Source organism: Pseudomonas sp. AL10, assembly GCF_029960685.1.
GTDB classification, from domain to species: domain Bacteria; phylum Pseudomonadota; class Gammaproteobacteria; order Pseudomonadales; family Pseudomonadaceae; genus Aquipseudomonas; species Aquipseudomonas lactis.
In genome coordinates this window covers 124078-150484 of the sequence record NZ_JASBQZ010000008.1, presented here as the reverse complement: position 1 = coordinate 150484, position 26407 = coordinate 124078, and the positions used below count along the sequence as shown (strand labels likewise).

Below are 26407 nucleotides of genomic sequence, written 5' to 3'. Positions count from 1 at the left end.
TTTAAATTGTTTTAAATCAATAAGTTAATTTAAAAATACCAACATGCTCAGCCTGGTACAAATCCTGCTCTTTCTCAGCACCTCGCGGCGTTCAGAACCGCCCGGGTGTTCTAGATGAACCTGCTACAGCACTCATCAAAAACCAGAGAGAAAAATAATGAAATCTGCATTGAAGAACGTTATTCCGGGCGCCCTGGCCCTTCTGCTGCTATTCCCCGTCGCCGCCCAGGCAAAGGAAGTTGAAAGCAAGACCAAACTGTCCAACGTGGTCATCCTCGCCACCGGCGGTACCATCGCTGGCGCCGGCGCCAGTGCGGCCAACAGTGCCACCTACCAGGCAGCCAAAGTCGGCATCGAACAACTGATCGCCGGCGTTCCTGAGCTTAGCCAGATCGCCAATGTTCGCGGCGAACAAGTGATGCAAATTGCGTCGGAAAGCATCAACAACGAAAACCTGCTGCAACTGGGTCGCCGTGTCGCCGAACTGGCCGACAACAAGGACGTGGATGGCATCGTGATCACCCACGGCACCGACACCCTTGAAGAAACCGCCTACTTCCTGAACCTGGTAGAAAAAACCGACAAGCCTATCGTGGTGGTCGGCTCCATGCGCCCAGGCACCGCGATGTCGGCAGACGGCATGCTCAACCTGTACAACGCGGTTGCGGTCGCAGGTAGCAAGGAAGCCCGCGGCAAAGGCGTGCTGGTGACCATGAACGACGAGATCCAATCGGGTCGCGACGTCAGCAAGATGATCAACATCAAAACCGAAGCCTTCAAGAGCCCATGGGGCCCAATGGGCATGGTCGTTGAAGGCAAATCCTACTGGTTCCGCCTGCCGGCCAAGCGTCACACCATGGATTCTGAGTTCGACATCAAAACCATCAAAAGCCTGCCTGACGTTGAAATTGCCTACGGCTACGGCAACGTGAGCGACACCGCCTACAAAGCACTGGCCCAAGCGGGTGCCAAAGCGATCATTCACGCCGGTACCGGCAATGGCTCGGTATCGTCCAAGGTCGTTCCAGCGCTGCTGGAACTGCGTAAACAAGGCGTGCAGATCATTCGCTCTTCCCACGTCAACGCCGGTGGCATGGTTCTGCGTAACGCCGAACAGCCAGACGACAAATACGACTGGGTCGCCGCCCTTGACCTGAACCCGCAGAAAGCCCGCATCCTGGCCATGGTCGCCCTGACCAAGACCCAGGACAGCAAAGAATTGCAACGGATCTTCTGGGAGTACTGATCCCTGCTGATTCACCCGTAGGAGCGAGCTTGCTCGCGAAAAACTTGATAGCGCCGCGTTAAGTCAGGCTTTACGCGTTATCGTTAACGTTCTTCGCGAGCAAGCTCGCTCCTACAGTTCCTGCCTTCCCTTCTCAACAAACTTCCTGATTCGCTGTCAGACGAACTTCTTGAAATTTAAGCAGTTGCGAAATTGCCTACAGTTAAATACTGTATGTGCGTACAGCCAATTAAGGAATGCTCTGTGGCAAAGCCCTCTTCCGCAGCACCTGCATCGCCTGACGCCTATCAGCGCCTGGCCATTCGCGTGCAAAAAATCATCAATTCGACCAACGCGCAGAAAGCCAAGGCAGCGTTGATCTTCCGTTTACCCGATGAGCCGGAGAACGATTGGCAACGTTTACTGGAAGAGATTGCGGAAAACGACAACGTCACCCTCGCCTATCGAGATGACGGTGGCGTGCAGATTTTCTGGGTTGTGCCGAAGGAAGATTGATTCAATGAGTGCCCGTTTTATTGCTGTGTGCTGTCTGTTTTTCACCGTCACCGCCAACGCCCAGGCCCCTCGAACCTTCAGCGAAGCCAAGAAAATCGCCTGGAAGCTCTACGCGCCGCAATCCACTGAATTCTATTGCGGCTGCAAATACACCGGTAACCGGGTGAACCTGAAAGCCTGCGGTTACATACCGCGTAAAAACGCCAACCGCGCCGCACGCATTGAGTGGGAACACATCGTGCCGGCCTGGCAAATCGGGCATCTGCGCCAATGCTGGCAAAACGGCGGGCGAAAAAACTGCACGCGCCATGATGAGGTGTTCAAGCGCGCCGAGGCAGACCTGCACAACCTGGTGCCGAGCATCGGCGAAGTGAATGGCGACCGTAACAACTTCAGCTTTGGCTGGCTGCCGGTGCAAAGCGGGCAGTACGGCTCATGCCTGACCCAGGTGGACTTCAAGGCGAAGAAGGTCATGCCGCGCCCGTCCATTCGCGGAATGATCGCGCGCACGTATTTTTATATGAGCAAGCAATACGGCCTGCGCCTGTCGAAGCAGGACCGGCAATTGTATGAAGCCTGGAACAAGACCTACCCGGTGCAAACCTGGGAGCGCCAGCGCAACCAGACCGTGGCGTGCGTGATGGGGCGTGGTAATGAGTTCGTCGGCCCGGTCAACCTGAAGGCCTGCGGCTGAACGTGGGCGGGGTGCCCGCCCACTTGGCCTGCTACTGCGCGACGTTGTGCTCGATAATCTCCGACACGGTGTCGGTTTTCTTGGCCCGCGCCATTTTTTCGTTCAGCAGCGCCTGCTTGGCCTCGGCCTCGGCTTTGGTCGCGAACGGGCCCAATAGCACCTCATCCTTGCCGTCGACTTTCACGATGTAGAAATTGAATCCGTGTTCCAGCAACCAGGCGGTCAGGTCGGTGATCGCCTGCAGCTTATGGTCCGGCGGGCCGACCCGTATATCCCATTCCTGAGCGGCAATCGCACCGGTTTGCGGCAGGCTTTCGGTCACGGCAGGCTTGGCCTTGGGGGCGTCGACCGACTTACCTTCACCGCATCCGGCCAACGCCAACACCACAATTGCCATCGCTACTTTACGCACTGCCCTGCTCCTTTGAGGATCAAAGAGGCAACTTTACCATTCACTGTCTATTCTGGCCGTCATAAACGTTGGCTTAAACAATGCGAATCATGTATCGCGACCTGTATGATACCGCCATGGGAATTAATGTCGCCTCTATGCGTCCTAGAAAGAGGCAGTCACAGGGAAGCGCTTCGCAGTAAGCTACACACATCCGACACCTACCCTGTCTGAAACATGTGTCCTTAAAAGTAATTCAAGGAGAAGTCCATGCTTATACTCACCCGCAAAGTCGGTGAAAGCATAAACATCGGTGATGACATTACGATCACCATCCTGGGCGTTAGCGGCCAGCAAGTACGAATCGGCATCAACGCCCCTAAGGATGTTGCCGTGCATCGCGAGGAGATTTACCAGCGTATCCAGGCCGGCCTGACTGCACCCGATAAAAACCAGACGCCTTGAAACGCCTCCAGTAGCCAGCCTTTTCGTTCACTGTAACGGCTGGCGAAAACCCAATTGGCCTGCTCGCGTTTCCCCGCGTGACCAGCGCGCCTTGAACATTCCCTTCGCTGCAAGATGAAACTGTCAGGGCATCCGGAACTTGTCGCGCTATTGGCAGCCCAATTTCTGACACTTTATCCTGCCATCCGAGTGCATTTCAGGAACACGTCGATGAGGCCAGCCGCGTCGCAACCCCTTGTTTCAAGATCCTGGATGATTGCCCTGCTGATAGGGCTGGTCTTCGTGGCACTCGGGTGTGGGTTGAGAATGGAAGTTGAAGGGGCCGATCCCGACACCCATTCCTGGGTGGATCTGGCGCTTCTGCTCTGCGGCTACCTGCTTGTGTTCTGCCTCAAGCCGATCCAGAAGATGATCTTGCGCAAGTTGCGCCAGCGCGCCGCCCATCGCACCCACGAGAAAGCCGCACGCTGAGCGCTGCTGCCTGCTTTCGGATCGCCGGTATTTACAGCGCCACCGCACCACCTATCATTGGGCTTGCCCTGCGTAGCCAATCAAAGGTGCAAATACGGATGGACACCCTCAACAAATCCCAAATCGAAAAAGCCTTGGCTGACCGCCTGCCCAGCTACAGGGTCGAGTGCACGCTGCATGCCGACGGCACCCTGTCCGCCGTGCTGACTGGCCCAGAGACCGATCACTTCGCGATTACCGGCATCGTGCGTGCGCACTATCACGGCACAGAAGCCATTAACCGGCTGGCCACCGAGATCCTCAGGGAAATGGTGTTGTCGCGTCAGGGTATGAAAAACAGCCGGCTGCAGGCATTGTCCGATCCCATCGATTGCCTGGAAGGCCGAGACCGATAACAGGCTCGGCCTTCCACGTATCACGGCGCCAACTGACTCAGGGACAGCAAGCCATCAGCCCCACGCTGGGCTTTCAACGCACCATATTGCTCGATGCAAGCATGGGCAGTCGCCATCGGCGCCAAATGTGTCGAGGTCACCACCATGATATCCGCTCCCGCCGCTTCCCCTGCCTGAATACCCACTGTGGCGTCCTCGAACACCAGGCAGTCTTGCACCGGCACACCCAGGCGCTGGGCTCCCAGCACATAACACGCCGGATCAGGCTTACCCGTCTTCACGTCTTCGGCTGTCACCAGTACCGCCGGCACAGGGATGCCCGCCGCTTGCAGCCGGCGCACGGCCAACGCTTTTGGCGCAGAGGTGACCAACGCCCATTGATCGGCGGGCAGGCTCGCCAAAAACGCCACCGCACCGGGAATCGCCACGATGCCTTCGACATCATGCAGCTCAGCCTCGGTGATCCATTGGGCTTCTACCTGTGGATCGACACCCGGCAACGCCTGGCGGGTGATCGTATCAATCGCGCGGGCCCCATGAATGGTGTGCAGGAACGCTTCCACATCCAAGCCGTGCCGTGCAGCCCAGATGCCCCAGACGCGCTCCGCAGCGGCAATGGAGTTGAGCAGAGTCCCGTCCATGTCGAACAGGAAGGCACGGTAACGCCGGCTAAATACACTTGGATTTGGACTGGACACTGCGCGGTTTCCTCATGGGCTGGGCCCCTGCAATCTACGGATCACTTAGGCGCTTGTAAACGCCGAGACCTGGCCCGTCAGTTCCGAGGCAAAAATGACGAACTTGTCATGCTCCTGTTGGTTGGCTGTTGGGGTCGCCTGGTTACCGTGAACTCACTGCCAACCCGGTAGCCAACCCGAAACGTGAGACACCACCATGAAACTGATTGCCCTGGGCTTCACCGCTTTGCTCGTCACTGGCTCGGTATTCGCTGCCGACGCCGCCCCTGCCGCCAACGTGATCCACGACAAAACCGGCTTCTTCGTCCACCTGGATGTCGCCAAGGTGCTGTCGAGCACCGACACCTACGGCCAATGCGGGGTTGTGCCGGCGCAACTGCGCTACCTGGACCACCAAGACCGCGTACACGTGCTGGATTATCAAGTCCAGGGCACCGGTTGCACCAATGACAATTGATCGGGCTACACTGGCGCAACTTATTGAAGCAGAGCACTTCTCATGAACATCCTTGTAGTCGAAGACGAACCCAAGGCCGGCAATTATCTGCTCAATGGCCTGCAGGAGCTGGGGCATTGCGTAAGCCTGGCCCGCGATGGCGTGGACGGTTTGCACCAGGCCCTGGAGACGCCGTTCGACGTGATCGTACTCGACGTGATGATGCCGAAAATGGATGGCTGGGAAGTGCTGCGCCGCCTGCGCAAAGAGGCCGATACCCCGGTGTTGTTCCTCACCGCCCGCGATGACATCGCCGACCGCATCAAAGGCCTTGAACTGGGTGCCGATGACTACCTGATCAAGCCCTTTTCGTTCGCCGAACTGGTGGCGCGCCTGCGCACCCTCAACCGTCGCGGCCCGAGCCGGGATGAAGAGCAACTGCACATCGCCGACCTGCACATTGACGTACTCAAGCGCCGGGTGACCCGCGCCGGCACGCGCATTACCCTGACCAACAAAGAGTTCGCCCTGCTGCATCTGTTCGCAACGCACCAGGACCAGGTGCTGTCCCGCTCGCTGATTGCTTCGCGGGTGTGGGACATGAACTTCGACAGCGACACCAACGTGGTGGACGTCGCCGTGCGGCGCCTGCGCCTGAAAATCGACGACCCGTTCCAGCTCAAGCTGATCCACAGCGTGCGGGGCATTGGCTACCGCTTCGATACCCAGCCATGAGCCGCCAGCGCCCTTACTCCCTGACCCTGCGCCTGGCGTTGATCTTCGCCCTGCTCGCCTTCGCCCTGTTGGCAACCCTGGGCGTGGCGCTGTACCAGGAACTGGAGCGCGAACTGGTCCGCCGCGATGACGCCGCGCTGATATCCCGAGTGGATCAATTACGCAACCTACTCAACGACAGCAATACCTTGGACCTGATCAAGACCAAGCCAGAGCTGTTCCAGAACATGTTGGGCAACCGTGAATCGGTGCTGAGTATCGCCGCACCCGGCCAGCAGCCGCTGCTGCTGGTGAACCCGGGGAACATTGCGCTGCCGTCGATCCAGCCGCTGCCCAAGGATCACCGGCTCATGTTGAGCGACGTGCAACATTTGCCCGGCCTGAACGGTATTCCCTTCTCGATGGTGGCCGTGGCCATCGACTCCGGCGACCTGGGCAGCCTGCAAATCACCAGCGGCCGCCTGATGACCGAGCGCACCGCGGTACTCGCCAGTTATCGTCTGAGCGTATACATCCTGGCGAGTATCGCCGCGATCACCCTGGCGCTGGTCGGTTACCTACTGGTCCATCGCGGCTTGCTGCCCTTGCGCCGTCTGGCCCGACACGCCCAAGGGATCGGCGTCAGCAACCTGGCCGAACGCCTCGACAGCCACGGCGCACCGAAAGAATTGCTGCCCATGATCGACTCGTTCAACACCATGCTTGAGCGCCTGGCCAAAGGTTTTGTACAACTGGGCCAAGTGTCCACCGACATGGCCCATGAACTGCGCACCCCGATCAACAACCTGCTCGGCGAAACCCAGGTGGCCCTGCAACAGCACCGCAGCATCGAGAGCTATCAGCAACTGCTGGCCTCCAATGTCGAAGAGCTGGAGCGCCTGGCGCGGATGCTCGACAACATGCTGTTCCTGGCTCGCACCGACCCCGCCAGCGCACTGCGCCAACGCCAGGCGCTGGACGCCGCGGATGAAGTGGAACGTATCGCAGATTATTTCGAAGGGCTGGCGGGTGATGTGGACATGCACATCACCGCCTTGGGCGAAGGGGTGATCTGGGCTGAACCGATGTTGCTGCGCCGGGCCTTGGCCAACCTGTGTGCCAACGCCATCAAGTATGGCGCGCCGGGCTCGGAGCTGAGTATCCAGGCAGTGCCGGATGGCGCGGGCATCAACCTGAGGGTCAGCAACCACGGCCAGACGATCCCGGCCGAGCACCTGCCGCGGCTGTTCGAACGGTTTTACCGGGTGGATGAATCCCGCGAGCGGTCGTCCCAGTCCAACGGCCTGGGGCTCTCGATCGTGGCGACCATCATGCAGTTGCATAACGGGCGGTACCGCGTCAGCAGTGAAGACGGCGTGACCTGCTTTGAGTTGTTCTTCCCTGGGCGTGAAGCCTGAGGGCGCTGCAACTCAATCAAACGCACCGTTCAGAACTTCGTAGATGATACCGGTCGCAATGGCCACCAATATCAAGTCGGTTCCCGCTTGCTGCCATTCGTAACCATCATAACGAGGCAACTGCCCCAGCAAGCGGCCGTCGAGTTTCTTGGCAATACCCGGCGGAAGTGGCTTTCCGCGTGCCAGGTTTTTCTGAATGCCAGGCGGTAAGGCCGGGCCCGGACGCCAATAATCGCGGTGGCCGCCCAACACATTCAGCACACGACCTCGATCAACGCTGAAGTCATTGCTGGATGGGCCGCCCTTGTCTTTGCCCTTACCTTGCCCACCCTGGGCATTACCTTTGTTATTACCGTGACCTTTGCCGGTGTCCTGCCCACCATAGGCATCACCTTTGTTGTTGCCTTGGCCTTTGCCATTACCTGGATCTGCAAGGGCAAGGCCACTGGTCACGGACAGTGCTAGCGACAACGCAACCGACACGAACTTCGTACGCTTTAACATGGCAACTTTCCAAGGCGAGGGTGTGCTGGAACTGTAGTTGAAATTGCAACACAGCGTATAGCGTCAGCTGATCTGGCCACCGGTAAGAACGATATCCGCCTGGGTTTGCCAGGCGGCCAACGCCGCCGCACGCACCCCTTCCACGGTCGTCGATAACGCCATCGACGGCTCGCCCGATCCAGGCAAGCCGGGAACGTGAATAAACCCACTGCGCACCCCAGTCCCCGCCAACGCATGCTGCAAGCGGTAAAACACCTGGTTACACACAAACGTCCCCGCCGTCTGCGACACCGAGGCCGCAATACCCGCCTCACGCACCGCCTTGACCATGCCCTTGATCGGCAACGTCGAGAAGTACGCCGCCGGGCCGCCCTCCACCACTGCGGTATCAATTGGCTGAGCGCCCAGATTGTCGGGAATACGCGCATCGTTAACGTTGATCGCAACGCGCTCGATGGAAATATCACTGCGCCCAGGCCCCAAGCCCGTGGCGATGACCATTGCCGGCTGCAGTTCGTTGATCAATTGCAGTAAGGTCTCGGCAGCGGAGGCAAATGCGCAGGGCAAACAACGCGCAACAATTTGCACACCTTCGCTCAACTGCACGCCATCCAACCGACGCACAGCCTCCCACGAGGGGTTAATCGGGGCGTTATCAAAGGGCTCGAAGCCCGTCAGCAATACGCTTTGCACAATGACCTCACATCAACAGGTAAAGCAGCACGATATTGACCACCAGCATCATCAACGCCGTGGGTATCTGGGCCTTGATCACTGCATTTTTGTCCGGCAGTTCCAGTAGCGCCGCCGGTACGATATTGAAGTTGGCCGCCATGGGCGTCATCAACGTACCGCAATAGCCCGAGAACATACCAATGGCCGCCATCACCGCAGGGTTGCCGCCGTAAATCCCCACCAGCACCGGCACGCCGACGCCACCGGTCATCACCGGAAAGGCCGCAAAACCATTGCCCATGATCACGGTAAACAAGGCCATGCCCAGCACATAGACCATCACCGCCACCAACTTGTAGTCCAGGTTGATGTAAGTGGTGGTGACATGAGCGACCGCCGTACCCACCCCGGCCTCATTGAACAACAGCCCGAGCATCGCCAGCATTTGCGGGAGCACCATGGCCCAGCCCAGGGCTTCGGTCAGGCGACGGGATTCGCGTAACGCTTGTACCGGCGTATCCCGGGTCAGCCAGCAGGCCAGGCCAAGAGCGATCAGGCAACCGATGCCCAGGGAGACGAAGGTGGTGTTCTTCGGGTCCAGCAGCGGTACGCCGCCGATTTCGGTGTGTTTGAGCAACACCGAGCCAATCACCGTGGTCAGCGGAATCGCCAACGCCGGGATGAACAATTTGTGGCCCAGGCGCCCGGCACTGGCGCGGGACGCCTTGTCGTGCAATTGGGCATGCTGGCCACGACCAACGCCGCCCAAGCCCGCAATCAATGCCATCACCACCACACCCACTCCGATGAGCACCGAAGGCAGGCGCTCGCCTATAAGGAACGGTACGGCGAACAACAACCAGAACAGCGCACTCGACCAACGCTTGGGGTGGGAACGGTCGAGCAGGATCATGCCGGCGGTAATCAGCAGCAGCACGCCCGCCAGCCAGTACAGGTATTGAATGGAAATAATCATTGAGCAGCCTCCACCGGGGTAGTGGCCGAGCTCATTTCGCGGGTCAGGCGCCGGTCGAAACGATGCAACCGGATAGCGTGAATAACGAAGGCACAGATCGCCGTCGGGATGCCCCACACCGCAATGTGCAGCGGCTCCACATCAATCCCCGAGCCGAGCAGGAAGGTATGCATCAACGCAATCGCACCAAAGGCCACGAAGATGTCCTCACCAAAAAACAACCCGACATTATCGGTGGCAGCGCACATGGCCAGTACCTTGTGACGCAGCTTGTCCGGCAGCTTGCCATAGCGCTTTTCCGCCGCGCCCTCGGCCATCGGCGCCAGCAGCGGCCGCACCATCTGCGGATGCCCACCCAGGCTCGTCAACCCCATGGCCGCCGTGGACTCACGCACAAACAGATAAATGATCAGCAAGCGCCCGACCGTGGCGCGTTCGAAGCGGGCGATCCAGTTCTGCGCATGCAGGCGCAGGCCATGGCGTTCCAGCAGGCCAATCACCGCCAGCGGCAATAACAGAATCAGTTGCAGGGCACGGGTCTGAAGGAAGCCATCGCCCATGGTGGCGAGGATTTTTTCCAGGGGGAACTGGGCGGCAAGCCCGGTGGCGATGGCGGCCGCGGTGACCACCAACAGCGGATTGAAGCGCAATACAAAGCCGACCACGATGACAAGTACGCCGATCAACGGCCATAAGTTCACAACAGTTTGCATGGCGGGAAGGTCCTTTAGTGCGCGCTGCGGCGCCATTACAGCAGGATGTGAGCAAAGGGCTCACAGCTTGAAAGTGGCGTGCAGTCGGCTCGGTTTTTTTATTGTTGACCTGGAAGGTCGAGCGTCAGTGGCGGCAACTTTGCTGCCTGGGGCCGGGGGTGTCCAACAAGAAAAATTGTTGCTGCAAACCAATAATTTTTGTGGGGGGATGACACTGTGCGGTACGGTGCCTGGAAGAAATTGAGCCCAGTTTTTTTGGACAAATCGTGTGGGTGAGCTCGCTATAGCGTCGGAAGTGAAAATTCCTGATCAGCACCTATACTCCACGATGCAGCTGTGTGTACTTGCAGTTCATTCACGGCGTCACGCCGACAATGAGGGGTTCCCGCTATGTATGCCGGACAAATGAGTAATATGGCGACCACGCTTGGCGAAATACGCTGCCAACTGTTCGCCCAGGTAATTTGCCTGCTGGCGGTGGCGACGCTGTTCGCCTGATTGGACTTTCAAGCCCTGAAAGGACACCGCCAGGCGTCTTGGCTTTGCTGTGCCCAAATTGCAGACAACAAAAAAGGGCCCACCTTTCGGTGAGCCCTTCTAGACCGCCCAGCAGAGCGGATTTTGTTTGGTAGGCGCGATTGGACTCGAACCAACGACCCCCACCATGTCAAGGTGGTGCTCTAACCAACTGAGCTACGTGCCTGCTGTGAGGCGGCATTCTACGGAATTCCGAAGGGGTGTCAACATCTTTTTTTCAGCTAACCCTATGAATATGCGAATTTTTATTTGCGTCGGGTACACCCGTGATTTCCGGGTGGCTGGCAGGCAATTTTCAACTCAGGTAGGATCGGCGCACTCGTAAAAAATATAAAACAGAGGTTCCAGGATGGCGAACACCCCCTACCCCCAGTCGTATTACGCCGCTTCTGCGAATGAAGTCCCGCCCCGTCCTGTGCTGCAAGGTGAAGTCGAGACCGATGTGTGCGTGATCGGGGCTGGCTATACCGGGCTTTCCAGTGCGCTGTTTTTGCTGGAGAACGGCTTTCGCGTCACGGTGCTGGAAGCCGCCAAGGTGGGTTTTGGTGCTTCGGGCCGCAACGGTGGGCAGATCGTCAACAGTTACAGCCGCGATATCGATGTGATCGAGCGCAGTGTCGGGCCTCAGCAGGCGCAGTTGTTGGGGCAGATGGCGTTTGAAGGCGGCAGGATCATCCGTGAGCGCGTGGCCAAGTATCAGATCCAGTGCGACTTGAAGGACGGCGGCGTGTTCGCCGCCCTCAATAGCAAGCACATGGGCCACTTGGAGTCGCAGAAGCGCCTGTGGGAGCGCTACGGCCATACGCAACTGGAGTTGTTGGACGAGCACCGCATCCGCGAAGTGGTGGCCTGTGACAACTATGTGGGCGGCCTGCTGGACATGAGCGGCGGTCATATCCACCCGCTCAACCTGGCGCTCGGTGAAGCCGCGGCCGTGGAATCCCTGGGCGGCACGATCTATGAGCAATCGGCAGCGGTGCGCATTGAGCGCGGTGCCAATCCGGTGGTGCACACCGCTGAAGGCAGGGTCAGGGCCAAGTTCATTATCGTCGCGGGCAACGCTTACCTGGGCAATCTGGTGCCGGAGCTGGCGGCCAAGTCGATGCCGTGCGGCACCCAAGTGATCACCACGGCGCCACTGGGCGATGAAGTGGCCAAGACGCTGTTGCCCCAGGATTATTGTGTCGAGGACTGCAACTACCTGCTCGACTACTACCGCCTCACCAGCGACAAGCGCCTGATCTTCGGCGGCGGCGTGGTGTATGGCGCACGAGACCCGGCGAATATCGAAGCGATCATCCGGCCGAAAATGCTCAAGGCATTTCCGCAACTGAAGAACGTGAAGATCGACTACGCCTGGACTGGCAATTTCCTGCTGACCCTGTCGCGTTTGCCGCAGGTCGGTCGCCTGGGTGACAACATCTATTACTCCCAGGGCTGTAGCGGCCATGGCGTGACGTACACGCACCTGGCAGGCAAAGTACTGGCAGAGGCCTTGCGGGGTCAGGCAGAGCGTTTTGATGCGTTTGCGGGTTTGCCGCATTACCCGTTCCCGGGTGGGCAAATGTTGCGCACGCCGTTTGCGGCACTGGGGGCTTGGTACTACGGGTTGCGAGATAAATTCGGGATGTAAACACAGGCAACCTGTGGCGAGGGAGCTTGCTCCCGCTGGGCTGCGAAGCGGCCCCAAAAGCCTGGGAGTGCTACGCACTCCAGCGGGAACAAGCTCCCTCGCCACATTACAACGCGCCTTTAAGCAAAGATGCACTTCAGAGCTGGTCGCGAGCAATCCCGCTGCGAATCCGCACGATATCGGCCAATACTGCCAGCGCGATTTCCGATGGCGTCCTGCTGCCCAGGTTAAGCCCGATGGGTGCGTGTATCCGCGCCAATTCAGCCTCCCCTAACCCACCGATACGGCGCAGTCGCTCAAAGCGCTTCTGCGAGGTCTGCAACGACCCCATCACGCCAATGTAGAACGCGTCGGTACGCACCGCTTCCATCATCGCCAGATCGTCGATACGCGGGTCATGGGTCAGCGCCACCACCGCCGTATCACGGTGACAGCCACCGTCGGCAATAAACACCGACGGCAACTGGCGACGAATCTCCACGCCATTGAGCACCACGCCTTCGAGCACTTCATCGCAGGGGTCGCAGAGAATCACTTCGAACCCTAGGCCAACTGCAAACTCGGCACATGCCTGCGCCACGCTGGAGTACCCGGCCAGCAACAAACGCTGAGCCGCACCAACACGGATGCGCACCCGGTCACTGTCACGCTCGATGCGCGCGCCCTGCTCGCGGTCAGCAAACAGGCTGTGCGCCCCGCTGGCCAGGTACACCTCGCGAATCAAGCGGCGCTGCCCGAGCAGCGCCGACTCCACTTCACGCAGGTGCGCCTGCACCTCGCAGTCAGGCTCGAGCTTCTCAACCAAGACATCGAGAATACCGCCACAGGGCAGGCTGACCCGCGAGCGCGGATCGTCCCCTGCGCCATAGCGCACCACGTTGACCGCATCGAGAAACGCACCTTCGGCGACGCGCTCGAGAAAGTCTTCCTCGACGCAACCACCCGACAACGACCCAATCCACTGCCCAGCGGCGTTCACCGCCAGCAGCGAACCCGGCGCCCGCGGCGCCGAGCCGTAGGTGGCCAGCACCGTACAGAGCCAGATGCGCTGCCCGGCCACCGACCACTCCAGCGCCCGTCGTATCACCTGCAGATCCAGATGCTGCATGTCAGTGCGCCTTGTGCTCGATGGACGGCGCCTCAGCCTGCAGCTTCTGCACGTCGCTTACCGCCAGCTCCGCCGATTGCCCGCCCCAGCCTTGGCGCAGGTAATTGATCAGATCGGTGAGTTGCTCCGAGCTGAGTTTTCCAGCGAAGCCCGGCATCGGTTGCATGTGTTCGAACCCGGAGAACTTCTGCTCGCCGATCCCGTCCTCAATCACCCGTACCAGGTTGCGCGGGTCTTCCAGCCGCAGCGTGGTGTTGCCGCGCATCGCCACCGCGATGTGCGGCTTGCCTTCGCCACCTGCCGCATGGCAACCGGCACAGACGTTCAGGTATTCCTGGCGGCCGCGCTGAGCGCTCGGGCCAAGTTGCTCCACCGGCACTTCGACCAACGCCTTGGCTGCCGGCGGTTTATCGCCGAGCAGGAAGGTCGCCATCGCGGCCAGGTCCGCATCGCTCAGGCCCTGGGTGCTGTTGTGAAACACCGGGAACATCTCGTTGAACATCGAGCCTTGAGCGCTCATGCCGTGCTTGAGGAAGGTGCTCAGGTCCTGTTCATTCCAGCCGCGTGCGGCCAGGTCCGTGGCGAGCAGGCTGGGCGCCAGATAGCCATTGAGGATGCCGCCGGTCAGGCGCTTGTCCAGCTCCATCGCGCCGGGCAGGCCGCGTGGCGTGTGGCATTCGCCGCAGTGACCGAGCACTTCGACCATGTATTGGCCGCGCTTCCAGGCTTCGCTCTTGCCTTGCGCCGGTTCCAGTTTCAGCGCTTTGCCGTACAACACGTTCCAGCCCATCAGGCCCAGGCGCACGTTGAACGGAAAGCTCAGGCTCGTCACCGGCGCTGCGCGCTCGATCGGCTCGATGGTCTTGAGGTACGCATGAATCGCGTCCGAGTCTTCACGCGGCATCAGGTGGTACGAGGTGTAGGGCATCGCCGGGTACAAGTACGCGCCGTCGCGACGCTTGCCTTCAGTCAACGCGGCGAAGAACTCATCATCGTTGTACAAGCCGATGCCGTGTTCCTTGCTTGGCGTGATGTTGGTGCCGTAGATGGTGCCGAACGGCGAGACAATCGGCAGGCCGCCCGCAAACGGCGCGCCGCCCGGTGCCGTGTGGCAGGCCATGCAGTCGGCGGCGCGGGCGAGGTATTCGCCGCGCTTGGCTTGATCATCAGCGTGGGCAAACAATACCGGCGCGGCCAGGCCAACCGCCAAGGCCAGGCGGGTCAGAAAAAGCTTCATGCTTAACCCTCCTTGACCAGGCCGAGATCGGTCAGCACGTTGCGGGTGGCGTTGTAATAACGCACGTACCCGGTACAACGGCAGACGTGATGACCGAGGCTGTCCTCGATGACTTGTTCCAGCTTGCTGTGCACGGTCGGCTGGCGTTGCAGTTTCTCCACCAACACCGTGGCCGCGTTGACGAAGCCTGGTGCGCAATAGCTGCACTGAAAGGCGAACTCATCCACGAAGCGCTGCTGGATCGGGTTCAGCTCAGTGACCTGGCCCGCCTCGTCGCGCTTGGCATGGCCTTCGATGGTGCGTACTTTTTTGCCTTCAAAGTAGTGCGCGCCGGTGATGCAGGTGCGCACTTCTTCGCTGGTGCCGTCCGGGTTATCGACGATCACCACGCAGGCGTGGCAAATGCCTTGGCCGCAGCCCAACCGCGAGCCGGTGAGGTTCTTGTACTCGTGCAGGTAGTCGATCATCGGCAGGTCATCAGGGATGTCCACCGGGCCGACGGATTGACCATTGAGGGTCAGTTGAAGCGGACGGTTAGCCATTGAGGGCCTCCTTGATGCGGGCAGCCGTGATTGGCAGGTCGCGAACACGTTTACCGATGGCGTGCGCCACCGCATTACCGATGGCCCCGACAATCGGGATCATCACCACCTCAGCGATACCTTTGGACGGGTCGCTCGGCGACAGCGCCGGCAGAATCTCCGAGGTCTGTTTCCACACGGCAACGTGACGCGCCATTGGCAGGCGGTAGCGGTTGAAGTTCCAGTCACCCTCCCCCGGCCCGCCTTCGTACAGCGGCATTTCTTCCATCAAGGCGTGACCGATGCCCATGGCCACACCGCCTTCGAGCTGGCCCTTGACCAATTCTTCAACCAGCACCCGACCACACTCGATCCACGAATGGTGATTGAGCACTTCGACCTGTGCCGAACCCTTGTTGACCTTCAACTCGACCAACGTGGCGACGGGGCTGTAGTACGTCACCGCAGCGTTGTTCAACTGGGTGGCGGGATAGCTGACGTTCTGACGATCGAGCAGGTGGAAACCGGCAGTGTTCATCAGCGCCTGCTTGGCTTTCGGTGCGCCGTCGCCGTATTTCACCGCCAGACCGTCGAGCGGCAGGCGCTCGCGCACGCCGTCGATGCTGTACTCAGCCTCGGCCCAGCTCCAGCGGTTAAACCCGTGGACCGTGGCAGCGGTGACCAGGCCGCGCTCGTGAGCACGCTTGGCCAGCTCTTCAAAGCTCAACGGCTGCATGCCGTTGGCGGTGAGCTTGCCGTCGACCCAATGCGCGTCTTCGCGGCGCACCACATAGGGGTTGGCCTGGCCGCCAAACGGGCCCTGGCGCCAGATCTCCAGCGCCGCTGGCCACAGGCCGTGGTTGAACAGCACACGCGCCGCTTCACGGGTGGCATGGCTGAAGTAGTACGCCGAGTTGGTCGCCGAAGACGCCGAAGCGAGCTTGCCCACCCAACGCGGGTTGCGCAGCAGGGTGTCCTGCTCGGCCTGGCTCATGGTGTAGGGGTTGCCGCCGGTGACCAGCTGCATTTCCTGCCACTCTGTTTCGCCAGTTTTTACTTCGTGGGCCGGGCTGCCGAGGAAATCGGCGACCACCAGCGATTGCGAAGTGGACATGCCGGTGCCGATTTCGATGCCGATGTGGCGCAGGCTGATGCGGCCGTCAGCGCTGAATTCAACACTGGCCATCGGCGCTTCGGAACCGGTGCCGAAGTCTTTCTGGCAGATGGCAAAACCGACGCCATACCAGTTATCCGGGTCTGCGGCTTCGCGCTGTTGCTTGATCGCGTCGCGGTTTTTCCACACGTCGTGCACAGCGGCCTTGTCGAGAATTTCGTGCAGGCGCAACGCACCGGCAGGGATCGCGCCCTGGGTGTTCTTCATGCCCGAACGCAGTGCGTTCTTGCGCCGCAGCTCAATGGCATCCACACCCAGGCGCCCGGCGATTTCGTCGACCATCATTTCGGTCGCCGCCATGCTTTGCAGGGTGCCGTAGCCACGCATCGAACCGGCTTCAACGCCACGGGAGTGGTACGCGGTCACTTGCAGGTCGTTCTGCGGCATGTAGTAGATCGACTGCGCCGCCGTGGCGCCGACCGCAGCCACCGATGGGCTGTAGTTGATCCGGCCACCGCCGTCGACGCTCATGTCGGCGAGGAAAATTTTGAAACTGTGGTCGTTTTTGTCGACCGCCAATTGATAGCGAATATCGAACGGGTGACGCTTGATGCCGCTCTGGAATTGCTCGTAACGGTCGTTGGCCAGACGCACCGGCACGCCAGCGCCATACAACGCAGCAAGGGCGGCGTAGTAGACGAAGATATTGTGGTCTTTGGAGCCGTACCCCACGGTGTAACCCGGGTGCATGTTCAAGTGGGCCAGGCCGAAGCGCGACGGCGAGATCATCTTGGCGGTCTCGGTCGCCACTTCCAATGGGCACTGGGTGGCCACCACAAAGTGCAGGGTCTTGGTCGCCGGATCGTACCAACCGTTGCCGTTGTCCGGCTCCATGGCGGCCGGTTCGATCGATGGGGTTTTGTAGCGCTCGTCAAACACCAGCCAGTTGTCCGGCGGCGTGCTGATCTGGCTCTTCATGCGCTCGGCGTAGAACAACCCGCGCTCGGTCAGGTTGCCGTGCAGGTTTGGCTGGGAATTCCACACCGGGCGACGGTTTTTCAGCATCGGGAACAGGATCGAATCCTTGAGACTGGCGAATTCGTCTTCATCGGCCGAGGTCGCGCCACCCACGCGCACATAGCGGAAGCTGCCGTAGGGGTCGCCTTCGTAATACGGCACTTTGGCGCCGTAACGAATCGCCTTGTCATTGAACTTGAGCTTGTTCTTGGCCTGACGGAAACGCTCGAAGTCGTTCCAGATCAGGATCGCCACCGGGTGACCGATGAACATCGGCACTTTACCCTCGGGCAGCAACGGGTCCGGCGCATGCTCTTCCGGGAAGACGATACCGTCCTTGTCCAGGTCGGCAGCGGTGACAATACGGTCCGGCTGCAGATCGGCGCCAAGCCACGACAGGTCGTAGCCCGCGTAGATGTGGTCGGCCTTGATGGTTTTAAGCAACATGGCGTGACCTTGCTGCTGGGGCCAGCCCGGCATGTCCTTGGAACGGATGTCGCGGGCAAACACCTTGCTGCCGCAGACTTTCGACAAGGCATCGTTACGCTGGCGCGCCTTGCCGTTGTGGCCGAGCCACTTTTCAGACGGCACGGTCACGCTGTTTTCCATCAAGGCAGCCAGCGCCTGGGTGCTGAGCGGCGTGAGCGTGACACTCACACCCGCCACCAGCCCGCCCTGGAGGAACGAGCGCCGGGTTATTTCACGGTTGGACATGGATCATCCTCTGAGCGGTTATAAATCCGCCCTTATGGTTAAGTACACCGAATCTGGAGACTTGCAGAAGCCTTTCTCGACGAATCAAAAGGCCATGATGACAGTGCAAAGTTGACCGAAGGGTTAACTTTAAAGGTTTCTGCGCCTGCGGCAAATAACCACATTGAAATTTTTTGACACAAGAACGCAAAACGGCCGACAGAATCGAAATGATCTGTCGGCCGTTTGCCGATAATGAGCGCTGGTGGTAGCGAAGAAGATGAGGTTTTTTTCAAACCCCCAGACACAAAAAACCCCGGTCTTTCGACCAGGGTCTTTGCTATCGGATCAAGGTGAGCCAGTGGCTTTCCTTGTGCTTCAAGGCGTTCAGTGGGCCTTGAGGCAGATATGGCGCAGCGGACGGGACTCGAACCCGCGACCCCCGGCGTGACAGGCCGGTATTCTAACCGACTGAACTACCGCTGCGTATCGCTTGGCTGATTGAGCATGAACCCTCAACCACCTTTAAACATCTGACTGATCAGCCTTGGCTGTTCAATCTCAAGCCCGACACATCGAACCTGGAAAATATGGCGCAGCGGACGGGACTCGAACCCGCGACCCCCGGCGTGACAGGCCGGTATTCTAACCGACTGAACTACCGCTGCGCGTCGGTGCAACCTTTAACGTTGCGTCTTGCCCGAGGGCAAAACTCTCAAGAAGTGGTGGGTGATGACGGGATCGAACCGCCGACCCTCTGCTTGTAAGGCAGATGCTCTCCCAGCTGAGCTAATCACCCTTTGCTTCGTTGAGGCCGCGAAATTTACGCAGGTAGCGGACCTAAGTCAATAGCCTGCTTGAAGTTTTTCTGAAAAAGACAAAAATGACTTCAAGACGGCTACCGGCCCTACTCGCTGTAAATCATCTTCTTGCTCATGCCGCCGTCCACCACGAACTCTTGCCCGGTGACGAACCCGGCCTGGCGTGACAGCAACCAGGCCACCATCGCCGCCACGTCCTCCACCGTCCCCACCCTGCCCGCCGGATGCTGGGCATGATCGGCGTCGGTGAGCGGTTCTGCACGCCGTGCAGCCGGGTCACGTGCGTCGATCCAGCCAGGGCTGACCGCATTGACCCGCACTTCCGGCCCAAGGCTCATGGCCAGGGCGTGGGTCAGGGCCAACAGCCCACCTTTGCTGGCCGCATAGGCTTCGGTGTCAGGCTCGGATTGACGCGCCCGGGTCGAGGCCAGGTTGACGATGGCACCGCCATGGGCACGCAGGTAAGGCGCGCAGTGCTTGGCCAACAGCATCGGCCCGCTGAGGTTGACCGCCAGCACGCGATTCCAGTACGCCAGGTCGAGGCTTTCCAGGGTGATATTGCGCGGGTCGGCCACCGCCGCATTGCAAACCAGCGCGTCCAGGCGCCCGAACTGCCCCAGCACCTCGGCGACACCCTGGGCCACTTGCTTCTCGTCGGCCACGTCCATGGTGATAAACCAGGCATTGTCGCCCAGCACCTTGGACACCTTGGCACCGCGCTCGCGGTCCAGGTCGGTCAGCACCACCTGCCAGCCTTCACTGATCAGCCACGCGGCAATCCCGAGGCCAATGCCCCGCGCCGCGCCCGTCACCAACGCCACGCGCCCGTTACTGGCCGCTGCGGCCTCCATGGACCACTCGATCACAAGGCCGCCAGCCCGCGGGCCAGGTCTGCCTGCAAGTCGGCAATGTCTTCCAGACCCACCGCAATGCGGATCAGGCTGTCACGGATGCCGGCCGCTTCACGCTCCTGCGGCGCCAGGCGCCCGTGGGAGGTGGTGCTCGGGTGGGTGATGGTGGTCTTGCTGTCACCCAGGTTGGCGGTAATGGAGATCAAGCGCGTCGCGTCGATAAAGCGCCAGGCGCCGTCTTTGCCGCCCTTCACTTCGAAACTCACCACCGCACCGAAACCACGCTGCTGGCGCTGGGCCAAGGCGTGTTGCGGGTGGCTCTTGAGGCCGGCGTAATGCACCTTCTCGATACCGTCCTGTTGTTCCAGCCACTCGGCCAGGGCTTGGGCGTTGGCGCAATGGGCTTTCATGCGCAGGCTGAGGGTTTCCAGGCCTTTGAGGAAGATCCAGGCGTTGAACGGGCTCAGGGTCGGGCCAGCGGTGCGCAGAAAGCCCACCACTTCCTTCATCTGCTCGCTGCGACCAGCCACCACGCCGCCCATGCAACGGCCCTGGCCGTCGATGAACTTGGTTGCCGAGTGCACCACGATGTCCGCACCCAGCTTCAGCGGCTGCTGCAAGGCCGGGGTGCAGAAGCAGTTGTCCACCACCAGCATCGCGCCTTTGGCATGCGCGACTTCGGACAGCGCAGCGATGTCCACCAGCTCAGCGAGCGGGTTGGACGGCGATTCGACGAACAACAGCTTGGTATTGGCCTTGATGGCCGCCTCCCAACCGGACAGGTCCGCCAGGGGTACGTAGTCCACTTCAATACCGAAACGCTTGAAGTACTTTTCGAACAGGCTGATGGTCGAGCCGAACACGCTGCGCGATACCAGCACATGGTCGCCGGCGCTGCACAGGCTCATCACCACCGCCAGGATGGCCGCCATGCCGGTGGCAGTCGCCACGGCCTGCTCGGCACCTTCCAGGGCCGCGATACGCTCTTCGAACGCGCGCACGGTCGGGTTGGTGTAGCGCGAATACACGTTGCCCGGCACTTCGCCGGCAAAGCGCGCAGCGGCATCGGCGGCAGTACGGAACACGTAGCTGGAGGTGAAGAACATCGGGTCGCCGTGTTCACCTTCCGGGGTACGGTGCTGGCCGGCGCGCACAGCCAGGGTATCGAAAGCTACGCCATCGAGGTCGCTGTCCAACCGACCGGCATCCCATTCCTGACTCATGCTGCGACTCCTTATTCAATTCTTTATTTAAGATACAAAACCGGCCCCTCAGGGCCGGTGTTTACTCAGTTGTTATACAGATCGATGATCGCGCTGACCGCCTGGGTCTTGATCTTCGACGAGTCGTTGCGCGCCTGTTCGATCTTGTTCAGGTAGGCCTCGTCGACATCACCGGTCACGTACTTGCCGTCGAACACGGCGCAGTCGAACTGCTCGATCTTGATCTTGCCACCGCCAACCGCTTCGATCAGGTCCGGCAGGTCCTGGTAGATCAGCCAGTCGGCGCCGATCAGGTCGGCCACATCCTGGGTCGAACGGTTATGCGCGATCAACTCATGGGCGCTCGGCATGTCGATACCGTACACGTTCGGGTAACGCACCGCAGGCGCGGCGGAACAGAAGTACACGTTCTTCGCCCCGGCTTCGCGGGCCATCTGGATGATCTGCTTGCAGGTGGTGCCGCGCACGATGGAGTCATCCACCAGCATCACGTTCTTGCCGCGGAACTCGAGCTCAATGGCGTTGAGCTTCTGGCGTACCGACTTCTTGCGCGCCGCCTGGCCGGGCATGATGAAGGTACGGCCGATGTAGCGGTTCTTCACGAAGCCTTCGCGGAACTTGACGCCCAAATGGTTGGCCAGCTCCAGCGCAGCGGTACGGCTGGTGTCCGGGATCGGGATGACCACGTCGATATCGTGCTCGGGGCGCTCGCGCAGGATCTTCTCGGCCAGCTTCTCGCCCATGCGCAGGCGCGCCTTGTAGACCGAGACGCCGTCGATGATCGAATCCGGGCGCGCCAGGTAGACGTGTTCGAAGATGCACGGGGTGAGTTTCGGCGCTACGGCGCACTGACGGGTGTGCAGCTTGCCGTCCTCAGTGATGTAGACAGCTTCGCCCGGCGCCAGGTCGCGGATCAGGGTGAAGCCCAGCACGTCCAGGGACACGCTTTCAGAAGCGATCATGTACTCGACGCCTTCGTCGGTGTGACGCTGGCCGAACACGATCGGGCGAATGCCGTGGGGGTCGCGGAAACCGACGATGCCGTAACCGGTGATCATCGCCACCACCGCATAACCACCGACGCAACGGTTGTGCACATCGATCACGGCGGCGAACACGTCTTCTTCGGTCGGCTGCAGCTTGCCGCGCTGGGCCAGCTCGTGGGCGAACACGTTGAGCAGCACTTCCGAATCGGAGCTGGTGTTGACGTGGCGCAGGTCAGATTCGTAGATCTCCTTGGCCAGTTGTTCAACGTTGGTCAGGTTACCGTTGTGCGCCAAGGTAATGCCGTAAGGCGAGTTGACGTAGAACGGTTGAGCTTCGGCCGAGGTCGAGCTACCGGCAGTCGGGTAACGCACATGACCAATGCCCATGTGCCCGACGAGGCGCTGCATGTGACGCTGATGGAACACGTCACGCACCAGGCCATTGTCCTTGCGCAGGAATAACCGGCCGTCGTGGCTGGTCACAATACCGGCAGCGTCCTGGCCGCGGTGCTGGAGGACGGTTAGCGCGTCATACAGCGCCTGATTGACGTTCGACTTACCGACGATACCGACGATGCCACACATGCGACGCAACCCCTACTTAATGAATCTTGACTGAACACAGCTTACTGAGGCGTTTTGGCCGGCAAGAGGTGTTCCTTGAACGGAAGATCAGCGGGTACGCTGATTCCGCTGGCCAGCCACTGACTGCTCCACCCCAATATGAGGTTTTTGGACCAGTCTGCAACCAATAGAAATTTTGGCACGAGTACCGACTCCTGCCACCACGAATCCTGCTGTACCGGCCCCAGGCTCAACAGCCCGACCGCCACGACCACCAGCAGCGCGCCACGCGCAGCCCCGAAGGCCATGCCGAGAAATCGATCGGTCCCGGAAAGGCCGGTGACACGTATCAACTCGCCAATAAGATAATTGACCATTGCCCCCACCAACAGCGTGGCGATGAACATGATGGCGCAGCCCGCGATGACGCGAGCCGAAGGTGTCTCTATGTACCCGGCCAGGTAGACCGACAGCGAACCACCGAACATCCAGGCTACGACTCCTGCGATGATCCAGGTCAGCAACGACAGTGCTTCTTTTACGAAGCCGCGGCTTAGACTGATCAAAGCGGAGATGGCGACGATTGCAACGATCGCCCAATCAACCCAGGTAAATGGCACAGTGCAGCCTACGTACGGATAAGGCGGCGCATTTTAGCAGAGCGCCGGGCTATCGGTAAGCGGTGATTGCGGGTGCTTTGCAAATCAATAGATTGGGCGGTGTGAACGCCATTTCAAGCCCACCATAAATCAATGTGGGAGCTGGCTTGCCTGCGATGAGGGCGGCACATTCGACATCGTTGTCGATTGAACCACCGCCATCGCAGGCAAGCCAGCTCCCACATTTACCAGCCAAAGCCGGCGGTTGTTCAGCCGCGCTCGGGCTGGAAACGCACCACGAAACCGTTGAGGTTCTGCTGGCGACCCAGCAGATCGCGCAGGCGATCTGCCTCGGCACGCTCGATCAGCGGCCCGACAAACACACGGTTCTTGCCGTCGGCGCTGCGGATATAAGCGTTATAGCCCTGGGCTCGCAGCTTTTTCTGCAGGGCGTCAGCACTTTCACGGTTGGCAAGGCTGGCCAGTTGGATCGACCAACTGATCGGCAGGCCATTAGGGTCGATGCGGCTCTGGCCCACATCTGGCTTGCCCGGTGCCGCAGGCTGCGGCGCTACCGGTTTGGGCACTGGCGCAGGGGCGGCCGGCTTGGCAGCAACGGCCGGTGCCGGGGTCGGCTTGACCACCGGGACACTCGGCTGCACCGGCATCGAGGGCGCCTCTTGCGCGGCAACGTCTTCATCGGTGGGCACAGGTTCTTGCGGCAACGCCTGGGGCTCAGGCACCACCACCGGCTCGACCTGAACCTGCGGCACCACCGGTGCCTGGGGCGCGGCAGGGGCTTCAACCACCACCTGGCGCTGTTCGTCCTGGCGGGAGAACAGCATCGGCAGAAAGATTACCGCCAACGCCACCAGCACCAAGGCCCCGACCATTCGCTGCTTGTATGCGCTATCCAGTAATGCCATGTGCAGCTTCCTCCGTGGAGCGCCGGGCCAGCCATTCAAGCGCCTCGGCAACACAATAAAATGATCCGAACAACAGGATTTCGTCCTCGGCCGTCGCTACCGCACACTGCGCCTCCAGGGCCGCAGTGACGCTTGCATACGACGCCACCGGCGCGCCAAGGTTCTGCAAGGCAGTTTCCAGCTCAGCGGCGGGACGGCTGCGCGGCGTATCCAGCGGCGCAACAGCCCAAGACTGGACGCTGCCCAGCAGTGGCGCAACCACGCCGTCCAGGTCCTTGTCGACCAACAACCCGAACACCGCCAGGCGACGCTCCAACGGCGGGGTACGCGCCAGACGCTGAGCCAAGTACTGCGCAGCATGGGGGTTATGGCCCACATCCAACATCAGGCTCAGGCGCTTGCCTTGCCAGTCGAAGGTTCGGCGATCCAGGCGCCCCACCACTTTGGTTGCCAGCAAGGTCGCGGCAATCTGCGCGGCATCCCACGGCAGGTCCAGCAGCAGATAGGCTTGCAGCGCGAGCGCGGCGTTTTCCATCGGCAGGTTCAGCAACGGTAAATCAAGCAGCTCTACCCGTTGGCCACGTGCATCCTGCCCACGCCATTGCCAATGGGTGTCGCCGATGTCCAGAGTGAATTCGCGACCGCGCAGGTAGAACGGGCAATCCAGTTCGCGCGCCTTGTCCAGCAAGGGTTGCGGCGGATCCAGGTCACCGCACAGCGCCGGACGGCCCTGGCGGAAGATCCCGGCCTTTTCAAAAGACACCGATTCGCGGGTATCGCCCAGGTAGTCAGCATGATCGACACCAATGCTGGTCACCAGGGCCAGGTCGGCATCCACCACATTGACCGTATCCAGGCGCCCGCCGAGGCCGACTTCCAGCACGACCACATCCAGTTGCGCACGCTCGAACAGCCAGAACGCCGCCAGGGTGCCCATCTCGAAATAGGTCAGGGAGATGTCGCCACGCCCGGCCTCCAGCGCAGCAAAGGCTTCGCACAGCTGGGCATCAGTGGCCTCTACGCCATTGAGCTGCACCCGCTCGTTGTAGCGCAGCAGGTGCGGCGAGCTGTACACGCCGACCTTGAGGCCCTGGGCCTGCAACAGCGCGGCGACAAAGGCACAGGTGGAGCCTTTGCCGTTGGTGCCGGTCACCGTGATCACACGCGGTGCCGGCTGGCCCAACCCGAGGCGGGCCGCTACCTGTTGCGAGCGCTCCAGGCCCATGTCGATGGCGGACGGATGCAACTGCTCAAGGTAGGCGAGCCATTCGCCCAGGGTTCGTTGGGTCATAGGTTTGCAGGCACCGGCGGCACGACGATCGGCTCGACCTTAGGCGCGATGTACACAGGCGTCGGCAGGCCCATCATTTGCGCAAGCAGGCTGCCCAGGCGCGGGCGCAATTCGCCACGCGGGATGATCAGGTCGATCGCACCGTGCTCCAGCAGGAACTCGCTGCGCTGGAAGCCTTCCGGCAGTTTTTCCCGCACGGTCTGCTCGATCACACGTGGGCCGGCAAAGCCGATCAGCGCTTTAGGCTCGCCAACGATCACATCGCCCAACATCGCCAGGCTGGCGGACACGCCGCCGTAGACCGGGTCGGTCAGCACGGAGATGAACGGGATGCCTTCTTCACGCAGACGCGCCAGTACCGCCGAGGTCTTGGCCATTTGCATCAGGGAAATCAGGGCTTCCTGCATACGCGCACCACCAGAGGCGGCGAAGCAGATCATCGGGCAACGGTTTTCCAGGGCATAGTTGGCAGCGCGAACAAAGCGCTCACCGACGATGGCACCCATGGAGCCGCCCATGAAGGAGAATTCGAAGGCCGAGACCACCACTGGCATGCCCAGCAGCTTGCCGCTGACCGAAATCAGCGCGTCTTTCTCGCCGGTCTGCTTCTGCGCGCCGACCAGACGGTCCTTGTACTTCTTGCTGTCGCGGAACTTGAGACGGTCAACCGGCTCCAGGTCGGCGCCCAGCTCATTACGGCCGTCGGCATCCAGGAAGATGTCGATACGGGCGCGTGCGCCAATACGCATGTGGTGGTTGCACTTGGGGCAAACGTCCAGGGTCTTTTCCAGCTCCGGGCGATACAGCACCGCGTCGCAGGATGGGCATTTGTGCCACAGACCTTCAGGAACCGAGCTTTTCTTCACCTCGGAACGCATGATCGAAGGGATCAGTTTGTCTACTAACCAGTTGCTCATGCTTTCTTTTCTCCAGTACCGGTGGCTTGAACACAGCCCCGCGTATGCCCTTGAGCTAAATTCATATGTGGCGATGAC

General features: G+C 60.5%; 27 protein-coding genes and 4 tRNA genes. 10 read left to right on the top strand and 21 right to left on the bottom strand.

Annotated features, from left to right (window positions below):
- Nucleotides 1-157: 157 nt before the first annotated feature.
- The 3 genes from QK296_RS11585 to QK296_RS11575 all read left to right on the top strand — a co-directional run bounded on the left by QK296_RS11585 (nucleotide 158) and on the right by QK296_RS11575 (nucleotide 2435).
- Nucleotides 158-1246: an asparaginase gene (locus tag QK296_RS11585; protein WP_003192505.1), complete on the top strand. Its 1089-nt coding sequence runs from the start codon at nucleotides 158-160 to the stop codon at nucleotides 1244-1246.
- Nucleotides 1247-1489: 243 nt separating this feature from the next.
- On the top strand, nucleotides 1490-1741 hold the full coding sequence (locus QK296_RS11580) for a DUF1654 domain-containing protein (RefSeq protein ID WP_003192507.1): 252 nt from the start codon (nucleotides 1490-1492) through the stop codon (nucleotides 1739-1741).
- A 4-nt stretch (nucleotides 1742-1745) separates the two neighbouring features.
- Nucleotides 1746-2435, top strand: a complete 690-nt coding sequence (locus QK296_RS11575) for an endonuclease I family protein (RefSeq protein WP_003192508.1) — start codon at nucleotides 1746-1748, stop codon at nucleotides 2433-2435.
- 31 nt (nucleotides 2436-2466) lie between these two features.
- Here QK296_RS11575 and QK296_RS11570 read toward each other — a convergent pair whose 3' ends face one another.
- On the bottom strand, nucleotides 2467-2847 hold the full coding sequence (locus QK296_RS11570; RefSeq protein ID WP_212614513.1) for an SPOR domain-containing protein: 381 nt from the start codon (nucleotides 2845-2847) through the stop codon (nucleotides 2467-2469).
- Between the two features lie 249 nt (nucleotides 2848-3096).
- Between QK296_RS11570 and csrA the strand changes: the two genes are divergently transcribed.
- The 3 genes from csrA (at nucleotide 3097) to QK296_RS11555 (ending at nucleotide 4157) form a co-directional block, all read left to right on the top strand.
- The gene (gene csrA / locus QK296_RS11565; protein WP_003192511.1) at nucleotides 3097-3291 is read left to right on the top strand and encodes a carbon storage regulator CsrA; all 195 of its coding nucleotides are present in this window, start codon (nucleotides 3097-3099) and stop codon (nucleotides 3289-3291) included.
- Between the two features lie 210 nt (nucleotides 3292-3501).
- On the top strand, nucleotides 3502-3762 hold the full coding sequence (locus QK296_RS11560; RefSeq protein ID WP_003192512.1) for a hypothetical protein: 261 nt from the start codon (nucleotides 3502-3504) through the stop codon (nucleotides 3760-3762).
- A gap of 98 nt (nucleotides 3763-3860) precedes the next feature.
- Nucleotides 3861-4157 carry a hypothetical protein gene (locus QK296_RS11555; RefSeq protein ID WP_034135975.1) on the top strand — a complete coding sequence of 99 codons (297 nt, stop codon included), beginning with the start codon at nucleotides 3861-3863 and terminating at the stop codon, nucleotides 4155-4157.
- Between the two features lie 20 nt (nucleotides 4158-4177).
- Here QK296_RS11555 and QK296_RS11550 read toward each other — a convergent pair whose 3' ends face one another.
- Nucleotides 4178-4855 carry an HAD family hydrolase gene (locus QK296_RS11550; protein WP_003192514.1) on the bottom strand — a complete coding sequence of 226 codons (678 nt, stop codon included), beginning with the start codon at nucleotides 4853-4855 and terminating at the stop codon, nucleotides 4178-4180.
- A gap of 196 nt (nucleotides 4856-5051) precedes the next feature.
- Here QK296_RS11550 and QK296_RS11545 point away from each other — a divergent pair, with 196 nt between their 5' ends.
- From QK296_RS11545 to QK296_RS11535, 3 genes are read left to right on the top strand one after another with little or no spacing between them, the layout of a single operon-like run.
- Nucleotides 5052-5312 carry a DUF2790 domain-containing protein gene (locus QK296_RS11545; RefSeq protein WP_003192515.1) on the top strand — a complete coding sequence of 87 codons (261 nt, stop codon included), beginning with the start codon at nucleotides 5052-5054 and terminating at the stop codon, nucleotides 5310-5312.
- 42 nt (nucleotides 5313-5354) lie between these two features.
- Entirely contained in the window at nucleotides 5355-6026 is a 672-nt protein-coding gene (locus tag QK296_RS11540) for a heavy metal response regulator transcription factor (protein WP_003192516.1), read from the top strand.
- On the top strand, nucleotides 6023-7423 hold the full coding sequence (locus QK296_RS11535; RefSeq protein ID WP_034135977.1) for a heavy metal sensor histidine kinase: 1401 nt from the start codon (nucleotides 6023-6025) through the stop codon (nucleotides 7421-7423). The genes QK296_RS11540 and QK296_RS11535 overlap by 4 nt, the downstream gene beginning before the upstream one ends.
- Nucleotides 7424-7435: 12 nt before the next feature.
- Here QK296_RS11535 and QK296_RS11530 read toward each other — a convergent pair whose 3' ends face one another.
- The 5 genes from QK296_RS11530 to QK296_RS11510 all read right to left on the bottom strand — a co-directional run bounded on the left by QK296_RS11530 (nucleotide 7436) and on the right by QK296_RS11510 (nucleotide 10994).
- The gene (locus QK296_RS11530) at nucleotides 7436-7927 is read right to left on the bottom strand and encodes an anti-virulence regulator CigR family protein (RefSeq protein ID WP_120248914.1); all 492 of its coding nucleotides are present in this window, start codon (nucleotides 7925-7927) and stop codon (nucleotides 7436-7438) included.
- Between the two features lie 63 nt (nucleotides 7928-7990).
- The gene (gene pcp, locus QK296_RS11525; protein WP_137204292.1) at nucleotides 7991-8620 is read right to left on the bottom strand and encodes a pyroglutamyl-peptidase I; all 630 of its coding nucleotides are present in this window, start codon (nucleotides 8618-8620) and stop codon (nucleotides 7991-7993) included.
- Nucleotides 8621-8627: 7 nt separating this feature from the next.
- Entirely contained in the window at nucleotides 8628-9578 is a 951-nt protein-coding gene (locus QK296_RS11520) for a DUF979 domain-containing protein (RefSeq protein WP_094773830.1), read from the bottom strand.
- On the bottom strand, nucleotides 9575-10291 hold the full coding sequence (locus tag QK296_RS11515; RefSeq protein ID WP_057711706.1) for a DUF969 domain-containing protein: 717 nt from the start codon (nucleotides 10289-10291) through the stop codon (nucleotides 9575-9577). Before QK296_RS11515 ends, QK296_RS11520 begins: the two co-directional genes overlap by 4 nt.
- Nucleotides 10292-10917: 626 nt before the next feature.
- A tRNA-Val gene (locus QK296_RS11510) sits at nucleotides 10918-10994 on the bottom strand.
- 183 nt (nucleotides 10995-11177) lie between these two features.
- On the opposite strand from QK296_RS11510, the gene QK296_RS11505 reads away from it, so the two are divergent.
- Nucleotides 11178-12461 carry an FAD-binding oxidoreductase gene (locus tag QK296_RS11505; RefSeq protein WP_282390929.1) on the top strand — a complete coding sequence of 428 codons (1284 nt, stop codon included), beginning with the start codon at nucleotides 11178-11180 and terminating at the stop codon, nucleotides 12459-12461.
- A gap of 136 nt (nucleotides 12462-12597) precedes the next feature.
- Here the strand turns inward: QK296_RS11505 and QK296_RS11500 are convergent, their stop codons facing one another.
- From QK296_RS11500 to accD, 14 genes are all read right to left on the bottom strand, one after another.
- The gene (locus QK296_RS11500; RefSeq protein ID WP_282390928.1) at nucleotides 12598-13569 is read right to left on the bottom strand and encodes an XdhC family protein; all 972 of its coding nucleotides are present in this window, start codon (nucleotides 13567-13569) and stop codon (nucleotides 12598-12600) included.
- 1 nt (nucleotide 13570) lies between these two features.
- Nucleotides 13571-14806: a cytochrome c gene (locus tag QK296_RS11495; protein WP_094773828.1), complete on the bottom strand. Its 1236-nt coding sequence runs from the start codon at nucleotides 14804-14806 to the stop codon at nucleotides 13571-13573.
- Nucleotides 14807-14808: 2 nt separating this feature from the next.
- Nucleotides 14809-15348 (bottom strand): (2Fe-2S)-binding protein, encoded by a 540-nt coding sequence (locus QK296_RS11490; RefSeq protein WP_003192529.1) that lies wholly within the window; start codon nucleotides 15346-15348, stop codon nucleotides 14809-14811.
- Nucleotides 15341-18172 (bottom strand): xanthine dehydrogenase family protein molybdopterin-binding subunit, encoded by a 2832-nt coding sequence (locus QK296_RS11485; RefSeq protein WP_282390927.1) that lies wholly within the window; start codon nucleotides 18170-18172, stop codon nucleotides 15341-15343. Before QK296_RS11485 ends, QK296_RS11490 begins: the two co-directional genes overlap by 8 nt.
- Nucleotides 18173-18560: 388 nt before the next feature.
- A tRNA-Asp gene (locus QK296_RS11480) sits at nucleotides 18561-18637 on the bottom strand.
- A 105-nt stretch (nucleotides 18638-18742) separates the two neighbouring features.
- A tRNA-Asp gene (locus tag QK296_RS11475) sits at nucleotides 18743-18819 on the bottom strand.
- Between the two features lie 55 nt (nucleotides 18820-18874).
- Nucleotides 18875-18950: transfer RNA gene (locus QK296_RS11470), tRNA-Val, on the bottom strand.
- Nucleotides 18951-19058: 108 nt separating this feature from the next.
- Nucleotides 19059-19823, bottom strand: a complete 765-nt coding sequence (locus tag QK296_RS11465; protein WP_003192533.1) for an SDR family oxidoreductase — start codon at nucleotides 19821-19823, stop codon at nucleotides 19059-19061.
- 11 nt (nucleotides 19824-19834) lie between these two features.
- Complete coding sequence (locus tag QK296_RS11460) at nucleotides 19835-21046, bottom strand: O-succinylhomoserine sulfhydrylase (protein WP_003192536.1); 1212 nt, start codon at nucleotides 21044-21046, stop codon at nucleotides 19835-19837.
- Nucleotides 21047-21111: 65 nt separating this feature from the next.
- Nucleotides 21112-22617: an amidophosphoribosyltransferase gene (gene purF, locus QK296_RS11455; protein WP_003192537.1), complete on the bottom strand. Its 1506-nt coding sequence runs from the start codon at nucleotides 22615-22617 to the stop codon at nucleotides 21112-21114.
- 41 nt (nucleotides 22618-22658) lie between these two features.
- Entirely contained in the window at nucleotides 22659-23216 is a 558-nt protein-coding gene (locus tag QK296_RS11450; protein WP_003192538.1) for a CvpA family protein, read from the bottom strand.
- A 248-nt stretch (nucleotides 23217-23464) separates the two neighbouring features.
- A complete protein-coding gene (locus QK296_RS11445) occupies nucleotides 23465-24121 on the bottom strand; it encodes an SPOR domain-containing protein (protein ID WP_003192540.1) in 657 nt (218 codons plus the stop codon).
- Nucleotides 24105-25412 carry a bifunctional tetrahydrofolate synthase/dihydrofolate synthase gene (gene folC / locus QK296_RS11440; protein WP_169856059.1) on the bottom strand — a complete coding sequence of 436 codons (1308 nt, stop codon included), beginning with the start codon at nucleotides 25410-25412 and terminating at the stop codon, nucleotides 24105-24107. Before folC ends, QK296_RS11445 begins: the two co-directional genes overlap by 17 nt.
- Complete coding sequence (accD, locus tag QK296_RS11435) at nucleotides 25409-26329, bottom strand: acetyl-CoA carboxylase, carboxyltransferase subunit beta (RefSeq protein WP_003192545.1); 921 nt, start codon at nucleotides 26327-26329, stop codon at nucleotides 25409-25411. Before accD ends, folC begins: the two co-directional genes overlap by 4 nt.
- Nucleotides 26330-26407: the final 78 nt, after the last annotated feature.

Excerpts from the sequence above, each read along its gene's own strand:
- QK296_RS11575 (WP_003192508.1), top strand. The coding sequence starts at position 1,746 with ATGAGTGCCCGTTTTATTGCTGTGTGCTGTCTGTTTTTCACCGTCACC.
- accD (WP_003192545.1), bottom strand. The coding sequence starts at position 26,329 with ATGAGCAACTGGTTAGTAGACAAACTGATCCCTTCGATCATGCGTTCC.
- QK296_RS11545 (WP_003192515.1), top strand. The coding sequence starts at position 5,052 with ATGAAACTGATTGCCCTGGGCTTCACCGCTTTGCTCGTCACTGGCTCG.
- QK296_RS11465 (WP_003192533.1), bottom strand. The coding sequence starts at position 19,823 with ATGGAGGCCGCAGCGGCCAGTAACGGGCGCGTGGCGTTGGTGACGGGC.
- QK296_RS11500 (WP_282390928.1), bottom strand. The coding sequence starts at position 13,569 with ATGCAGCATCTGGATCTGCAGGTGATACGACGGGCGCTGGAGTGGTCG.
- QK296_RS11540 (WP_003192516.1), top strand. The coding sequence starts at position 5,355 with ATGAACATCCTTGTAGTCGAAGACGAACCCAAGGCCGGCAATTATCTG.
- QK296_RS11445 (WP_003192540.1), bottom strand. The coding sequence starts at position 24,121 with ATGGCATTACTGGATAGCGCATACAAGCAGCGAATGGTCGGGGCCTTG.
- QK296_RS11485 (WP_282390927.1), bottom strand. The coding sequence starts at position 18,172 with ATGTCCAACCGTGAAATAACCCGGCGCTCGTTCCTCCAGGGCGGGCTG.
- QK296_RS11515 (WP_057711706.1), bottom strand. The coding sequence starts at position 10,291 with ATGCAAACTGTTGTGAACTTATGGCCGTTGATCGGCGTACTTGTCATC.
- QK296_RS11560 (WP_003192512.1), top strand. The coding sequence starts at position 3,502 with ATGAGGCCAGCCGCGTCGCAACCCCTTGTTTCAAGATCCTGGATGATT.
- csrA (WP_003192511.1), top strand. The coding sequence starts at position 3,097 with ATGCTTATACTCACCCGCAAAGTCGGTGAAAGCATAAACATCGGTGAT.
- QK296_RS11505 (WP_282390929.1), top strand. The coding sequence starts at position 11,178 with ATGGCGAACACCCCCTACCCCCAGTCGTATTACGCCGCTTCTGCGAAT.
- folC (WP_169856059.1), bottom strand. The coding sequence starts at position 25,412 with ATGACCCAACGAACCCTGGGCGAATGGCTCGCCTACCTTGAGCAGTTG.
- purF (WP_003192537.1), bottom strand. The coding sequence starts at position 22,617 with ATGTGTGGCATCGTCGGTATCGTCGGTAAGTCGAACGTCAATCAGGCG.
- QK296_RS11555 (WP_034135975.1), top strand. The coding sequence starts at position 3,861 with ATGGACACCCTCAACAAATCCCAAATCGAAAAAGCCTTGGCTGACCGC.
- QK296_RS11495 (WP_094773828.1), bottom strand. The coding sequence starts at position 14,806 with ATGAAGCTTTTTCTGACCCGCCTGGCCTTGGCGGTTGGCCTGGCCGCG.
- QK296_RS11535 (WP_034135977.1), top strand. The coding sequence starts at position 6,023 with ATGAGCCGCCAGCGCCCTTACTCCCTGACCCTGCGCCTGGCGTTGATC.
- QK296_RS11530 (WP_120248914.1), bottom strand. The coding sequence starts at position 7,927 with ATGTTAAAGCGTACGAAGTTCGTGTCGGTTGCGTTGTCGCTAGCACTG.
- QK296_RS11585 (WP_003192505.1), top strand. The coding sequence starts at position 158 with ATGAAATCTGCATTGAAGAACGTTATTCCGGGCGCCCTGGCCCTTCTG.
- QK296_RS11490 (WP_003192529.1), bottom strand. The coding sequence starts at position 15,348 with ATGGCTAACCGTCCGCTTCAACTGACCCTCAATGGTCAATCCGTCGGC.
- QK296_RS11460 (WP_003192536.1), bottom strand. The coding sequence starts at position 21,046 with ATGAGTCAGGAATGGGATGCCGGTCGGTTGGACAGCGACCTCGATGGC.
- QK296_RS11520 (WP_094773830.1), bottom strand. The coding sequence starts at position 9,578 with ATGATTATTTCCATTCAATACCTGTACTGGCTGGCGGGCGTGCTGCTG.